Raw genomic sequence first — 13,423 nt, 5'->3', positions numbered from 1 at the left:
GTGAAACGAGGGCCGCCTCACCGCACCAGGTGGGGCGGCCCTCGGCTTTTTCCCAGGCCGGTACGGCAGGATGTGGCCCATGCCCAGTGCAGAATCGACGCCGACCCCCGTGCCCGAGTCCGCGCCCGAGCCGGACCTGGTCCCGCCGACCAGGTACGACAAGGTGGCCGCGGCCGGCAGTGAGCTGATCGGCGGCCCTCTCGGGCGACGGGCCCTCATCGGAACGTCCTGGTGGACGCCCGTACGGATCGTCGCGCTGGTGGCGATCGGGATGTTCGCCCTCGGTCTGATCCAGAAGGCGCCCTGCTACAACGGTGGCTGGTTCTTCGGCGCCAGCTCCCAGTACACCCACGCGTGCTACTCGGACATCCCGCACCTGTATCAGGGGCGAGGCTTCGCCGACGGCCTCGTGCCGTACTTCGACAAGCTCCCCGGTGACATGGACTTCCTCGAATACCCGGTCCTGACCGGTGTGTTCATGGAGGTGGCCGCCTGGCTGACGCCGGGCAGCGGCAGCATCCAGGACCAGGAGCAGTGGTACTGGATGGTCAACGCCGGGATGCTGATGGCCTGTGCGGCCGTCATCGCCGTCTGCGTGTCCCGTACGCACGCCCGGCGCCCGTGGGACGGCCTGCTGGTCGCCCTGGCGCCCGCCTTCGCCCTCACCGCCACCATCAACTGGGACCTGCTGGCCGTCGCTCTGACGGCCGCGGCGATGATGATGTGGGCGCGGGGCCGTTCCCTGGCCTTCGGCGTCCTCCTGGGGCTCGCCACGGCCGCCAAGCTGTATCCGGTCTTCCTGCTCGTCCCGCTGTTCGTGCTGTGTCTGCGCGCCTGGAAATGGCGGGACTTCGGCAAGGCGCTCGCGGGCGCGGTCGTGGCCTGGCTGGTGGTCAACCTGCCGGTGATGCTCTTCGCCTTCGAGGGCTGGTCGAAGTTCTACCGCTTCAGCCAGGAGCGCGGCGTCGACTTCGGCTCGTTCTGGCTGATCCTGGCCCAGAACTCCGACGACCCGCTCACCACCGAGAGCGTGAACACCCTGGCCGCCCTTCTGACGAGCCTCTGCCTGGCCGGCATCGTGGCACTGGGGGTGTCCGCGCCGCGCCGCCCCCGCTTCGCCCAGCTCGCCTTCCTGGCGGTGGCGGCCTTCATCCTCACCAACAAGGTCTACTCACCGCAGTACGTGCTGTGGCTGGTGCCGCTGGCGGTACTGGCCCGGCCCAAGTGGCGGGACTTCCTGATCTGGCAGGCGTGCGAGGTCGTGTACTTCCTGGGGATCTGGATGTACCTCGCGTACACGACCAGCGGAGACGCCCACAAGGGACTGCCCACCGACGGCTACCACTGGGCCATCGGCGTGCATCTGCTGGGCACGCTCTATCTGTGCGTGGTGGTCGTGCGGGACATCCTGATGCCGGAGCGGGACGTGGTGCGCCAGGCCGGCGACGACGATCCCTCGGGCGGGGTGCTCGACGGGGCCGAGGACTTCTTCGCCATCCGCTCGCCGGCCCACCCGCCCCGGCACGCCTCGCGCTTCGAGGGGCCTCAGGTGGAGTGGGGCAAGCAGGACGCCGTCGACAGTTCGCCCTGAGCGAACAGGGCAGGTAGCGGGCCGGCTTGGAGACGCTAAAAGGCCGTACACGGGGTCCCGTGTACGGCCTTCTTGCTTCTCTGCTCTGCCTGTCCGGTGCGGCTCAGCGGTCCACGAGGCGGTCGAACTGCGTGGTGGTGTGCCGCAGATGGGCCACCAGCTCGTCGCCGACCGTCGGCTCCGGCGCGTCCGAGGGGACGAACAGGATCGACACCTGCATGTGCGGCGGCTCCGCGAACCAGCGCTGCTTGCCGCCCCACACGAACGGCGACAGGTTCCGGTTCACGGTGGCCAGACCGGCCCGTGCGACGCCCTTGGCGCGCGGCATGACGCCGTGCAGGGCCTTGGGGGCCTCCAGGCCCACGCCGTGCGACGTACCGCCCGCCACGACCACCAGGAAGCCGTCGGAGGCCGCCTTCTGCTGCCGGTAGCCGAACCGGTCACCCTTGGCGACCCGCGTGACGTCCAGGACGGCACCGCGGTACTCGGTCGCGTCATGGTCCCCCAGCCACAGCCGGGTGCCGATCCGGGCGCGGAAGCGCGTCTGCGGGAACTGCTGCCGGAGCCGGGCGAGTTCGTCGGCCTTGAGGTGGCTGACGAACATCGTGTGCAGCGGCAGCCGGGCCGCGCGCAGCCGGTCCATCCAGCCGATGACCTCCTCGACGGCGTCGGAGCCGTCGGTGCGGTCCAGCGGCAGATGGATGGCGAAGCCCTCCAGCCGGACGTTCTCTATGGCGGCGTGCAACTGCGGCAGGTCCTGCTCGCTGATGCCGTGCCGCTTCATCGACGACATCACCTCGATGACCACCCGGGCGCCCACGAGGCCGTACACGCCGTCGATCGACGACACCGACCGCACGACGCGGTCGGGCAGCGGGACGGGCTCCTCACCGCGCCGGTACGGCGTCAGCACCAGCAGGTCGCCGCCGAAGAAGTCCTTGATGCGAGCCGCTTCGTACGTCGTGCCGACGGCGAGGACGTCCGAGCCGAGCCGGGTGGCCTCCTCCGCCAGCCGCTCGTGCCCGAAGCCGTAGCCGTTGCCCTTGCAGACCGGGACGAGCCCCGGGAACTGCTCCTGCACGTGCTTGTGGTGCGCCCGCCAGCGCGCGGTGTCGACGTAGAGCGTGAGCGCCATGGCCGGACCTGGGACCTTTCTGGTGGCTGCGGAGTGGGGGAACGCCTCGAAGGGGACGAGGAGTCAGGGGTGGTGCCGGGGTGTCAAAGGTACGGAATCGCCGGGCGGGACGTCAGCGGCGCGACATGTAGATGTCGAGCGCCTTGTGGAGCAGCTTGTTCAGCGCGAAGTCCCACTCGCCGAGGTACTCGGCGGCCTGCCCGCCCGTGCCCACCTTGAACTGGATCAGACCGAAGAGGTGGTCCGTCTCGTCCAGGGAGTCGGAGATGCCGCGCAGGTCGTAGACGGTGGCGCCGAGCGCGTAGGCGTCGCGCAGCATCCGCCACTGCATGGCGTTCGACGGACGGAACTCGCGGCCGATGTTGTCGGAGGCGCCGTAGGAGTACCAGACGTGCCCGCCGACGATCAGCATCGTCGCCGCAGACAGGTTCACCCCGTTGTGACGGGCGAAGTACAGCCGCATCCGGTTGGGGTCCTCGGTGTTGAGGGCCGTCCACATGCGCTGGAAGTACGACAGCGGCCGCGGCCGGAAGTGGTCCCGGACCGCCGTGATCTCGTACAGCCGCTGCCATTCCTCGAGGTCGTGGTAGCCGCCCTGGACCACCTCGACGCCGGCCTTCTCGGCCTTCTTGATGTTGCGGCGCCAGAGCTGGTTGAAGTTCTTGTGGACCTCTTCGAGGGAACGGTTCGCCAGCGGCACCTGGTAGACGTAGCGCGGCTGGACGTCACCGAAGCCGGCGCCGCCGTCCTCGCCCTGCTGCCAGCCCATGCGGCGCAGCTTGTCGGCCACCTCGAAGGCGCGCGGCTCGATGAAGTCAGCCTCGATGTCGCGCAGTCGCTTCACGTCCGGGTTCTGGATGCCCGCCTTGATGGAGGTGGCCTCCCAGCGCCGGATGATCACCGGCGGGCCCATCTTCACGGAGAACGCGCCCTGCTGCTTGAGGTGCGCGAGCATCGGCTCCAGCCACTCCGTCAGATTCGGCGCGAACCAGTTGATGACCGGGCCCTCGGGCAGATAGGCCAGGTAGCGCTTGATCTTGGGGAGCTGCCGGTAGAGGACCAGACCCGCGCCGACCAGTTCACCGGTCCGCTCGTCGAACCAGCCGAGGCTCTCCGAACGCCACTCCGCCTTGACGTCGGCCCAGGCCGGAACCTGCATGTGACTAGCCGCCGGCAGGCTCTGGATGTACGCCAGATGCTGCTCGCGGCTGATGGTCCTCAGGGTCAGGCTCATTCGGGGCGCTCCTCGGCTGGTGTGTCCCCATGGGTTCAGGGGCTCCGGCTCACGCGCCGAAGCCTACTGCGCCTTGCGCCTGGCCCGACTGGGCGTACGGCACCTGCGCCCCGGCCTGTGGGAGGCCGGGGCGTTACGGCAGGTTTCGTACGTGTTCTACGAGTCCGTCAACGGGTCCTCGGTGGACGACGGGACGGGTGACGACGGGATGGGTGGGGTCGGGATGGGTGGAGTCGGCTTCGGTGCCGGGCTGATCACCACAGCCCGCCGAAGAGGCCGCCGTGTGCCATGCCGAGGAAGAAACCGACCCCGGAGGCACCGAGACCCAGGATCAGACCGAAGCGCTCACGGGTGGTCTCGGAGATCCACTGTCCGTACGCGCCGGTCAGGATTCCCACCAGACCGGTCCAGGAGCTGAGCAGATGCAGGTTGTGGAACATCGCCGTGACGAAGGACACCACTCCGAGCACCAGGGTCACGATCACCAGCGTGTCCTGGAGGGGATGGGGCCTGTCGTCCGTGGCGAAGAGAGAGCCGGCGGTGTTGGGTCGCAATGCCTGTGCCATAGGGCACCTCCTGCGGAAGGCGGCGCATGGTAGCGCCGTACACACCCGATGTGTACAGACTGGCGGTCCCCCCGGCCGGATTTCAACCGGAAGCAGGTGTGCAGGTAGTCTGTACCGTCTGCACCGGTGTCTGTCCAGGCACAGCCAGGAACTCCGCCCAGGTCAACGAGGGGATGTCGCTCCGCGACCCCCGATTGTCAGTGGCGGCCGATACCGTTGCGTACGCATCACAACCCTCCTGCCACGGATCGACCGTGGCCGCTGAGTCCAAAGGAGGTGGGTTCCACATGCGTCACTACGAGGTGATGGTCATCCTCGACCCCGATCTGGAGGAGCGCGCTGTCGCCCCCCTGATCGAGAACTTCCTCTCCGTCGTCCGTGAGGGCAACGGCAAGGTCGAGAAGGTCGACACCTGGGGCCGTCGTCGTCTCTCGTACGAGATCAAGAAGAAGCCCGAGGGCATCTACTCGGTCATCGACCTGCAGGCCGAGCCTGCGGTCGTCAAGGAGCTCGACCGCCAGCTCAACCTGAACGAGTCGGTCCTCCGGACCAAGGTCCTCCGCCCCGAGACCCACTGAGCCTCACCGCTCAGCCGATCTCGGGACTCTGAGTAGCAGCACAAGCAGCCAGCAGCAGCAAACCCGCCGAGAGGTTCCCCATGGCAGGCGAGACCGTCATCACGGTCGTCGGCAATCTTGTCGACGACCCCGAGCTGCGCTTCACCCCCTCCGGTGCGGCGGTCGCGAAGTTCCGTGTCGCGTCCACTCCCCGCACCTTCGACCGCCAGACGAACGAGTGGAAGGACGGCGAGAGCCTGTTCCTGACCTGCTCGGTCTGGCGCCAGGCGGCGGAGAACGTCGCGGAGTCGCTCCAGCGAGGCATGCGCGTCGTCGTGCAGGGCCGGCTGAAGCAGCGGTCCTACGAGGACCGTGAGGGCGTCAAGCGCACGGTCTACGAACTGGACGTCGAGGAAGTCGGCCCCAGCCTGCGCAACGCCACGGCCAAGGTCACCAAGACCAGCGGCGGCGGCGGACGCGGTGGCCAGGGTGGTTACAACGGCGGCGGTGGCGGCCAGGGTGGCGGCGGCTGGGGCGGTGGCCCCGGCGGCGGTCAGCAGGGCGGCGGCGCTCCCGCCGACGACCCGTGGGCGACCGGTGCTCCCGCCGGTGGCCAGCAGGGCGGCGGCGGTGGCGGCTGGGGTGGAAACTCCGGCGGCGGCAGCGGCGGCGGCTACTCGGACGAGCCCCCCTTCTAGGGCCTGGCGTCCGGCCTCCGGGCCGGACCGGTCACAGGGGTGGGCCGTACCCACACTTCTTGATCACACAGGAGAAACACCATGGCGAAGCCGCCTGTGCGCAAGCCTAAGAAGAAGGTCTGCGCATTCTGCAAGGACAAGGTCACGTACGTGGACTACAAGGACACGAACATGCTGCGGAAGTTCATTTCCGACCGCGGCAAGATCCGTGCCCGCCGCGTGACCGGCAACTGCACGCAGCACCAGCGTGACGTCGCCACGGCCGTCAAGAACAGCCGTGAGATGGCGCTGCTGCCGTACACCGCCCAGGCGCGATAAGGGAAGGGTGACCGACACATGAAGATCATCCTCACTCACGAGGTCTCTGGCCTCGGTGCTGCCGGTGACGTCGTCGACGTCAAGGACGGTTACGCCCGCAACTACCTGATCCCGCGGAACTTCGCGATCCGCTGGACCAAGGGTGGCGAGAAGGACGTCGAGCAGATCCGTCGCGCTCGCAAGATCCACGAGATCCAGACCATCGAGCAGGCCAACAGCGTCAAGGCCCAGCTCGAGGGTGTCCGGGTCCGTCTGGCCGTCCGCTCCGGCGACGCCGGTCGTCTCTTCGGTTCCGTCACCCCGGCCGACATCGCTTCCGCGATCAAGGCCGCCGGTGGTCCCGACGTCGACAAGCGCCGCATCGAGCTGGGCTCGCCGATCAAGACGCTGGGCGCCCACGAGACGTCCGTGCGTCTGCACCCCGAGGTTGCCGCCAAGGTCAACATCGAGGTCGTCGCGGCCTGATCGCCGTGCTTGGCTTGACGGGCCGTTCGGCTCTGAAGAGCTGAGGGGCTGGAAGAGCTGAGAAGGGGCCACACCCGCTGGGGTGTGGCCCCTTCCGCATGTTTCACGTGAAACGTCAGGGACGTCGTCAGGTACGTCAGGTATGGCAGGGACCTCGTCGGAGACGTCAGCGGGTCGCGCCGGTGACGATCCAGCGGCCCGAGCGGGTCCGAAGCCAGAGCGTCAGCATCCGTACGACCATCATCAGCGCCAGCGCGCCCCACACCGCGGTCAGTCCGCCGCCGAGGACCGGTATCAGCAGCGCCACCGGTGCGAAGACGGCGAGGGTGCCCACCATGGCCCAGGCCAGGTACGGGCCGTCCCCCGCGCCCATCAGTACGCCGTCCAGCGTGAAGACGATGCCGCTCACCGGCTGGGAGAGCGCGACGACGAGCAGGGCGGGCAGCGCGGCGGCCTTCACCCCGGCGTCGGTGGTGAACAGGGGCAGGAAGAGCGGCCGTGCGAGGACGACCAGCACGCCGAGGGCGATGCCCACACCGATGCCCCACTCGACCATCCGCCGGCAGGCGTCCCGGGCGCCCTGGGCGTCCCCGGCGCCGAGATGGCGTCCGATGATGGCCTGCCCGGCGATCGCTATGGCGTCGAGGGCGAAGGCGAGCAGGCTCCACAGGGACAGGGCGATCTGGTGGGCCGCGATGTCGGCGTCTCCCAGGCGGGCGGCCACGGCGGTGGCGATCATCAGGATCGCGCGCAGCGACAGCGTACGGACGAGCAGGGGGACACCTGCCTGTGCCGAGGCCCGGATGCCCGCGGCGTCGGGGCGGAGCGAGGCGCCGTGACGGCGGGCTCCGCGGACCACCACGACCAGATAGACCGCGGCCATACCCCACTGGGCGATCACCGTGCCCCAGGCGGAGCCTGCGATACCGAGCCCGGCGCCGTAGACGAGGGCGGCGTTGAGCACCGCGTTGCCGACGAAGCCGCCGACGGCGACGTACAGCGGGGTCCTGGTGTCCTGGAGCCCGCGCAGGACGCCGGTCGCGGCGAGGACGACCAGCATGGCCGGGATGCCGAGTGCCGAGATCCGCAGATAGGTCGTCGCGTAGGGGGCGGCGGTCTGCGAGGCGCCGAAGAGATCGACGAGTGCCGGCGCGCTGGGGAGGACGGCGACGATCACGGCGCTACCGAGGAGGAGGGCCAGCCAGATTCCGTCCATGCCCTGGCGGATGGCGGTGGGGAGATCACCGGCGCCGACCCGGCGGGCCACGGCGGCCGTGGTGGCGTAGGCGAGGAAGACGAAGACGCTGACGGCGGTGGTGAGGAGGGCCGCGGCGATCCCGAGTCCGGCGAGCTGGGCGGTGCCGAGGTGGCCGACGATCGCGCTGTCCGCCAGGACGAAGAGGGGCTCGGCGACCAGTGCGCCGAAGGCCGGGACAGCCAGCGCGACGATCTCTCGATCGTGCTGTCGCCTGGTGGCCCTGGGCATCGGGGGAGCCTGTGTCATGACCACCAATCTAATCGTCCACAGGTAAGAGATACAAGCGGCTTGTGACCCTTACCGTGGGTGGGGCGGTGCGTCGTTTCCCACACTGTTCGAAGGGATCTTGGCCCGACTGGGGAAGTTTTTCTTCTGCACAGCCGGTGGATGGGAAACGTGCAGGTCAGCTCGGTCGGGTGGGAAAAGGCGAGTGCTTGTTCACAGGGCTGTCCACCGGGTCGTGCACAGGTTTTGCGGAGTTGTCCACAGCATCGGGGCCGTCGTCCACATGGCCTGTGGATAACCAGATTGGCTGACGGTGCCCGCGGGCCTACCGTTGTCCGGCGCCCCCTCTGCCTGTCGGCCGCTGAAACCCTTACAAAACCGACGCTCCACAAGTGGAGTTGGGCCTCTCAATTGTCAGTGTCGTGCCGTAGAACTGAAACGCACGGCGAGGTCCGCTCGGCGGACGGGAGGAGGTTGCTCGGTGAGCATTTCCGAGCCCTTGGACGACCCGTGGGCCGACAGCGGACCCAGTGATCGTCTGCCCGCCTCCCGCCGTCGCGGAGACAGCGGCGGCCGCGGCCGGGACGACCAGCACGACCGGGGCCGGGACAGCGGCGACTGGGAGGGCGGGACGGCGTTCGAGCGGGTGCCGCCGCAGGACCTCGACGCCGAGCAGTCCGTCCTCGGCGGCATGCTCCTGTCGAAGGACGCCATCGCCGACGTCGTCGAGGTCCTCAAGGGCCACGACTTCTACAAGCCCGCGCACGAGACGATCTACCAGGCGATCCTCGACGTCTACGCGAAGGGCGAACCGGCCGACCCCATCACGATCGCCGCCGAGCTGACCAAGCGCGGCGAGATCAACAAGGTCGGCGGGGCGTCGTATCTCCACACCCTCGTCCAGACGGTGCCGACCGCGGCGAACGCCGAGTACTACGCGGAGATCGTGCACGAGCGGGCGGTGCTGCGCCGCCTGGTGGAGGCCGGCACCCGCATCACCCAGATGGGATACGCGGCCGACGACGACGTCGACGAGATCGTCAACCGCGCCCAGGCCGAGATCTACGCCGTCACCGAGCAGCGCACCAGCGAGGACTACCTCCCGCTCGGCGACATCATGGAGGGCGCGCTCGACGAGATCGAGGCGATCGGGTCGCGCAGCGGTGAGATGACCGGTGTGCCGACGGGCTTCACCGACCTCGACTCGCTGACCAACGGTCTGCACCCGGGCCAGATGATCGTCATCGCCGCGCGTCCCGCCATGGGTAAGTCGACGCTCGCGCTGGACTTCGCCCGCGCGGCGTCGATCAAGCACAACCTGCCGAGCGTCATCTTCTCCCTGGAAATGGGCCGCAACGAGATCGCGATGCGTCTGCTGTCCGCCGAGGCCCGTGTCGCCCTGCACCACATGCGGTCCGGCACCATGACGGACGAGGACTGGACGCGCCTGGCGCGCCGGATGCCCGAGGTGTCCTCGGCGCCGCTCTTCATCGACGACTCCCCGAACCTGTCGATGATGGAGATCCGCGCGAAGTGCCGCCGGCTGAAGCAGCGCAACGACATCAAGCTGGTCATCATCGACTACCTGCAGCTCATGCAGGCCGGCGGCTCCAAGCGCTCCGAGAGCCGTCAGCAAGAGGTCTCGGACATGTCCCGAAACCTCAAGCTGCTGGCCAAGGAGCTGGAGGTCCCGGTGATCGCCCTCTCACAGCTCAACCGTGGCCCCGAACAGCGCACCGACAAGAAGCCGATGGTGTCCGACCTGCGTGAGTCCGGCTCCATCGAGCAGGACGCCGACATGGTCATCCTGCTCCACCGCGAGGACGCCTACGAGAAGGAGTCGCCGCGCGCGGGCGAGGCGGACATCATCGTCGGCAAGCACCGAAACGGCCCGACGGCCACGATCACGGTGGCCTTCCAGGGCCACTACTCCCGCTTCGTGGACATGGCCCAGACCTAGAGCTCAGCGCCTCGTCTCGTACCTGGTCAGGACCACACCGCCGGGAAAGGTCCGCGTCTCCACCAGGTTCAGGTTCACCCAGCCGTCCACCGCGGTGAAGAACGGCGTGCCGCCGCCCACCAGGACCGGATGGGTGGCGATCACGTACTCGTCGATCAGCCCGGCGCGCAGGGCCGCCCCGGCGAGCGTCGCGCCGCCGATGTTCATCGGGCCGCCGTCCTCGGCCTTGAGCCGGGTGATCTCGGCGACCGCGTTGCCGGTGACCAGGCGGGTGTTCCAGCCGACCTTGTCGATCGTCGAGGAGAACACCACCTTCGGCGTGTCCCGCCAGTTCCGCGCGAACTCGATCTCCGCCGGACCGGCGTCGGGCTGCTGGTCGCCGGTCGGCCAGTAGGAGCTCATCGTCTCCCACAACTTGCGCCCGTACAGCGTCAGGTCACTCGCCTGCTCCTGCTCGAGCCACCACTGAAACAGCTCATCGCTCGGCTTCCCGCCCCACCCGATGTCGTCGCCGACCGCGGCGATATAGCCGTCCAACGTCAGGTTCATCCCGTAGATCAGTTTCCGCATGGCCCAGCCTTCCGTCCTAGGGTGCCCACGGTATGGACCGGCGCGGCGCGGGAAACTCATCGCATACTGACGACCATGACGTCGGCGATCTCGACCGAACCAAAGCGGGCGGCCGTGGTGGTGGCCGGGCGACGTCTCTCGTACCTCGACTTCGGTGGCGCGGGGCGCCCCCTGTTGGCCCTCCACGGACACTTCGGGGAAGGCCGCACCTTCACGCGCCTGGCCCGGGAGCTGGGCGAATCCTGGCGGGTCATCGCTCTCGACCAGCGGGGCCACGGGCACTCCGACCGCCCTGCCGACTTCTCCCGCACCGGCTATGTCGAGGACGCCGCGACGGTGCTGGACCATCTGGGGATCGACGGCGCGGTCGTGCTCGGTCACTCCCTCGGAGGTGTCAACGCCTTTCAGCTCGCGGCTCGGTTCCCCGGGCTTGTGGACGCACTGATCGTCGAGGACATCGGTGCCGAGGTCGATGACGACCTGTCCTTCTGCTTGTCCTGGCCACGCCGGGCGCCCACCCGCGCCGGGCTTCTGGAAGGGCTCGGTCCCTCGGCGAGTTACCTCATGGACGCCGTCCGTGAGCATGCCGACGGGTGGGGGCTTGCCTTCGAAGCGACGGACATGCGCGACTCGCAGCAGCACCTCAACGGGGATCACTGGGACGACTGGCTCGCCGGCAACTGTCCCGCCCTGCTCGTCCGAGGCAGCCGCAGCACGGTGCTCAGCGCCGAGCACGCGAAGGACATGGCGGCACGGCGTCCCCACACGCGGCTCGTCGAACTCCCGGCCGGACACACCGTCCACGAGAGCGTCCCAGTGGAGTTCGCCGCAGTCGTCAGGGAGTTCCTCAGCACGCTGTGAATCGGCTGAGCAGGCCGTCTCCAAGCTGCCCCAGTCCGAATGGATTCGACGTGAGGCCCTCGGGCGGGTGGACTGGGGGCATGACGACTTCTCAGGATGAGTTGCTTCCCGGGACCCGGCGGGCGTTGTTGCGGCGGGTTGCTGTGGCGCAGGCCGAGGGGCGGGCGCCTTCCGTTGTTGCTGCTGTGGTGCGGGGTGGGCGGGCCGTGTGGCATGGGGCGCGGTCGATGGTCGACGGGCAGGTGCCGGACGAGCGGGTGCAGTACCGGATCGGGTCGATCACCAAGACGCTCACCGCCGTTCTCGTGCTGCGGCTGCGGGACGAGGGGGTGCTGGACCTCGGTGATCCGTTGGAGAAGCATCTGCCGGGGACCGGCGTGGGGGAGGTCACGATCGCCGAGCTGCTCGCGCACTCGGGCGGGCTGGCTGCCGAGACGCCCGGTCCTTGGTGGGAGCGGACGCCGGGGGCGCTGCGGCCGGGGCTCGGGGATGTTCTCGGGGAACGGGCCGCCCCGCATCGCGCCGGGCGGCGGCATCACTACTCCAATCCCGGATATGCCGTTCTCGGTGCCCTGGTGGAGGAGTTGCGGGGTGCGTCCTGGGAGGAGGTACTCCGGCGTGAAGTGCTCGAACCTCTGGCGCTGGATCGTACGAGCGTGCGGGCGCAGTCGCCGGCCGCGGGCGGGTGGGCGGTGCATCCGTGGGCCGATGTGATGATGGCGGAGCCGACCGAGGATTACGGCCCGATGGCTCCCGCCGGGCAGCTCTGGTCGACGACCGGTGATCTCGCTCGGTTCGCGGCCTTTCTGGTCAGGGGTGACGACCGGGTGTTGAGTGAGGAGTCGCTGCGGGAGATGCGCACCGCCTCGGCCCCCTCCGAGACCGCCGATCTCGCGGTCGGTGTCGGCTACGGGCTCGGTCTTCAGATCCAGCACCAGGACGGACGGCTGCTCGTGGGCCACTCCGGATCCGTGCCGGGCTTCCTGGCCAACCTCACCATCGGGGTGGCCGACGACGTCGCCGCGGTGGTCCTCGCCAACTGCACCTCCGGGCCCATGCTGTCCCAGGTGGGCGCCGATCTCGTCCGGATCGTCGCCGAGGCCGAGCCGCGGATCCCCGAGCCGTGGCGGCCGCTGACGGAGGTGGACCGGTCCGTGCTGGAGCTGGCGGGCCCCTGGTACTGGGGGACCAGCGCCTCCGTGCTCCGTGTGACGGCCGACGGGCTGCTCTCCCTGGCGCCGCTGTCCGGCGGTGGCCGCCGGTCCCGGTTCCGGCGGAACGGGGACGGCACCTGGACCGGCCTGGAGGGGTACTTCGCCGGAGAACCGCTGCGGGCCGTACGCCGACCGGACGGGACCGTGGACCACCTGGACGTCGGCTCGTTCGTGTTCACGCGGGAGCCGTACGACGAAACGGCCGCTGTGCCCGGTGGAGTGGATCCGGAGGGGTGGCGGGGGATCGGCTGACCGCCACCCCGCCCCGAGGAGCGCTGTGTTTCACGTGAAACACAGCGCTTCCGGCGTTCAGAGCGAGAGCTTGAAGCCCAGGTGCGTGGCCTCGAAGCCCAGCCGCTCGTAGAAGCGATGGGCGTCGGTGCGGGTGCTGTCGGACGTGAGCTGCACCAACTGGCAGTTCTCGCGCCGGGATTCCTCGATGGCCCACTCGATGAACCGGGTGCCAAGACCGCTGCCGCGCTCATCGGCGTGCACCCGCACGCCCTCGATGATGGACCGGGTCGCACCGCGCCGGGAGAGTCCCGGAACGATCGTCAACTGAAGCGTGCCGACGACCCGCCCCTCCCGCACGGCCACCACCAGACGCTGGTTCGGGTCGGCGCCGATCCTCTCCAGGGCGGTGAGGTACGGGGTGAGGTCGTCGGGTGACTCGCGCCGGGCGCCCAGCGGGTCGTCCGCGAGCAGGGCGACGATCGCGGGGACGTCCTCCGTCGTAGCCGGCCGGATTTCAAGATCTCCCATGGCCGCACC

The 13,423-nt window shown here is 69.1% G+C and carries 14 protein-coding genes; 8 read left to right on the top strand and 6 right to left on the bottom strand.

Features of this window, described 5'->3' with window-relative positions; all coding sequences use genetic code 11:
- The first annotated feature begins 79 nt into the window (after nucleotides 1-79).
- Nucleotides 80-1,591 carry a glycosyltransferase family 87 protein gene (locus tag AFM16_RS19795; protein WP_037876506.1) on the top strand — a complete coding sequence of 504 codons (1,512 nt, stop codon included), beginning with the start codon at nucleotides 80-82 and terminating at the stop codon, nucleotides 1,589-1,591.
- A 103-nt stretch (nucleotides 1,592-1,694) separates the two neighbouring features.
- On the opposite strand, the gene AFM16_RS19790 is transcribed toward AFM16_RS19795, so the two are convergent.
- The 3 genes from AFM16_RS19790 to AFM16_RS19780 form a co-directional block, all read right to left on the bottom strand.
- Nucleotides 1,695-2,726 (bottom strand): alanine racemase, encoded by a 1,032-nt coding sequence (locus tag AFM16_RS19790; RefSeq protein WP_030794995.1) that lies wholly within the window; start codon nucleotides 2,724-2,726, stop codon nucleotides 1,695-1,697.
- Nucleotides 2,727-2,838: 112 nt separating this feature from the next.
- Nucleotides 2,839-3,960 (bottom strand): peptidoglycan bridge formation glycyltransferase FemX, encoded by a 1,122-nt coding sequence (gene femX / locus AFM16_RS19785; protein ID WP_030794992.1) that lies wholly within the window; start codon nucleotides 3,958-3,960, stop codon nucleotides 2,839-2,841.
- Nucleotides 3,961-4,214: 254 nt separating this feature from the next.
- Nucleotides 4,215-4,526 carry a hypothetical protein gene (locus AFM16_RS19780; protein ID WP_030794989.1) on the bottom strand — a complete coding sequence of 104 codons (312 nt, stop codon included), beginning with the start codon at nucleotides 4,524-4,526 and terminating at the stop codon, nucleotides 4,215-4,217.
- Between the two features lie 287 nt (nucleotides 4,527-4,813).
- Between AFM16_RS19780 and rpsF the strand changes: the two genes are divergently transcribed.
- From rpsF to rplI, 4 genes are all read left to right on the top strand, one after another.
- On the top strand, nucleotides 4,814-5,104 hold the full coding sequence (gene rpsF, locus AFM16_RS19775; protein WP_007383258.1) for a 30S ribosomal protein S6: 291 nt from the start codon (nucleotides 4,814-4,816) through the stop codon (nucleotides 5,102-5,104).
- A gap of 80 nt (nucleotides 5,105-5,184) precedes the next feature.
- Nucleotides 5,185-5,781 (top strand): single-stranded DNA-binding protein, encoded by a 597-nt coding sequence (locus AFM16_RS19770; protein WP_078634126.1) that lies wholly within the window; start codon nucleotides 5,185-5,187, stop codon nucleotides 5,779-5,781.
- An 81-nt stretch (nucleotides 5,782-5,862) separates the two neighbouring features.
- Nucleotides 5,863-6,099 (top strand): 30S ribosomal protein S18, encoded by a 237-nt coding sequence (rpsR, locus tag AFM16_RS19765; protein ID WP_020130672.1) that lies wholly within the window; start codon nucleotides 5,863-5,865, stop codon nucleotides 6,097-6,099.
- A gap of 18 nt (nucleotides 6,100-6,117) precedes the next feature.
- On the top strand, nucleotides 6,118-6,564 hold the full coding sequence (gene rplI, locus AFM16_RS19760; RefSeq protein ID WP_030794981.1) for a 50S ribosomal protein L9: 447 nt from the start codon (nucleotides 6,118-6,120) through the stop codon (nucleotides 6,562-6,564).
- A 166-nt stretch (nucleotides 6,565-6,730) separates the two neighbouring features.
- Here rplI and AFM16_RS19755 read toward each other — a convergent pair whose 3' ends face one another.
- Complete coding sequence (locus AFM16_RS19755) at nucleotides 6,731-8,068, bottom strand: MATE family efflux transporter (protein ID WP_078634125.1); 1,338 nt, start codon at nucleotides 8,066-8,068, stop codon at nucleotides 6,731-6,733.
- A 460-nt stretch (nucleotides 8,069-8,528) separates the two neighbouring features.
- Between AFM16_RS19755 and dnaB the strand changes: the two genes are divergently transcribed.
- On the top strand, nucleotides 8,529-10,007 hold the full coding sequence (gene dnaB / locus AFM16_RS19750; protein WP_030794976.1) for a replicative DNA helicase: 1,479 nt from the start codon (nucleotides 8,529-8,531) through the stop codon (nucleotides 10,005-10,007).
- A gap of 3 nt (nucleotides 10,008-10,010) precedes the next feature.
- Here dnaB and AFM16_RS19745 read toward each other — a convergent pair whose 3' ends face one another.
- Nucleotides 10,011-10,577 carry a dihydrofolate reductase family protein gene (locus AFM16_RS19745; protein ID WP_078634124.1) on the bottom strand — a complete coding sequence of 189 codons (567 nt, stop codon included), beginning with the start codon at nucleotides 10,575-10,577 and terminating at the stop codon, nucleotides 10,011-10,013.
- Nucleotides 10,578-10,652: 75 nt separating this feature from the next.
- On the opposite strand from AFM16_RS19745, the gene AFM16_RS19740 reads away from it, so the two are divergent.
- Together AFM16_RS19740 and AFM16_RS19735 are read left to right on the top strand one after the other, a co-directional pair.
- Nucleotides 10,653-11,438 carry an alpha/beta fold hydrolase gene (locus AFM16_RS19740; RefSeq protein ID WP_078634123.1) on the top strand — a complete coding sequence of 262 codons (786 nt, stop codon included), beginning with the start codon at nucleotides 10,653-10,655 and terminating at the stop codon, nucleotides 11,436-11,438.
- 80 nt (nucleotides 11,439-11,518) lie between these two features.
- On the top strand, nucleotides 11,519-12,904 hold the full coding sequence (locus tag AFM16_RS19735) for a serine hydrolase domain-containing protein (protein WP_078634122.1): 1,386 nt from the start codon (nucleotides 11,519-11,521) through the stop codon (nucleotides 12,902-12,904).
- 57 nt (nucleotides 12,905-12,961) lie between these two features.
- Here the strand turns inward: AFM16_RS19735 and AFM16_RS19730 are convergent, their stop codons facing one another.
- On the bottom strand, nucleotides 12,962-13,414 hold the full coding sequence (locus AFM16_RS19730) for a GNAT family N-acetyltransferase (protein ID WP_030794963.1): 453 nt from the start codon (nucleotides 13,412-13,414) through the stop codon (nucleotides 12,962-12,964).
- Nucleotides 13,415-13,423 lie beyond the last annotated feature (9 nt).

Source organism: Streptomyces antibioticus (assembly GCF_002019855.1).
In the GTDB taxonomy this organism is placed as follows: domain Bacteria; phylum Actinomycetota; class Actinomycetes; order Streptomycetales; family Streptomycetaceae; genus Streptomyces; species Streptomyces antibioticus_B.
This window is presented reverse-complemented; position numbering and strand designations above follow the sequence as displayed.

Bases quoted from the DNA above. Each gene is read 5' to 3' on its own strand.
- AFM16_RS19795 (WP_037876506.1), top strand. From the start codon at position 80: ATGCCCAGTGCAGAATCGACGCCGACCCCCGTGCCCGAGTCCGCGCCC.
- rpsR (WP_020130672.1), top strand. From the start codon at position 5,863: ATGGCGAAGCCGCCTGTGCGCAAGCCTAAGAAGAAGGTCTGCGCATTC.
- AFM16_RS19770 (WP_078634126.1), top strand. From the start codon at position 5,185: ATGGCAGGCGAGACCGTCATCACGGTCGTCGGCAATCTTGTCGACGAC.
- rpsF (WP_007383258.1), top strand. From the start codon at position 4,814: ATGCGTCACTACGAGGTGATGGTCATCCTCGACCCCGATCTGGAGGAG.
- AFM16_RS19755 (WP_078634125.1), bottom strand. From the start codon at position 8,068: ATGACACAGGCTCCCCCGATGCCCAGGGCCACCAGGCGACAGCACGAT.
- AFM16_RS19730 (WP_030794963.1), bottom strand. From the start codon at position 13,414: ATGGGAGATCTTGAAATCCGGCCGGCTACGACGGAGGACGTCCCCGCG.
- AFM16_RS19780 (WP_030794989.1), bottom strand. From the start codon at position 4,526: ATGGCACAGGCATTGCGACCCAACACCGCCGGCTCTCTCTTCGCCACG.
- AFM16_RS19735 (WP_078634122.1), top strand. From the start codon at position 11,519: ATGACGACTTCTCAGGATGAGTTGCTTCCCGGGACCCGGCGGGCGTTG.
- femX (WP_030794992.1), bottom strand. From the start codon at position 3,960: ATGAGCCTGACCCTGAGGACCATCAGCCGCGAGCAGCATCTGGCGTAC.
- AFM16_RS19790 (WP_030794995.1), bottom strand. From the start codon at position 2,726: ATGGCGCTCACGCTCTACGTCGACACCGCGCGCTGGCGGGCGCACCAC.
- rplI (WP_030794981.1), top strand. From the start codon at position 6,118: ATGAAGATCATCCTCACTCACGAGGTCTCTGGCCTCGGTGCTGCCGGT.
- AFM16_RS19745 (WP_078634124.1), bottom strand. From the start codon at position 10,577: ATGCGGAAACTGATCTACGGGATGAACCTGACGTTGGACGGCTATATC.
- AFM16_RS19740 (WP_078634123.1), top strand. From the start codon at position 10,653: ATGACGTCGGCGATCTCGACCGAACCAAAGCGGGCGGCCGTGGTGGTG.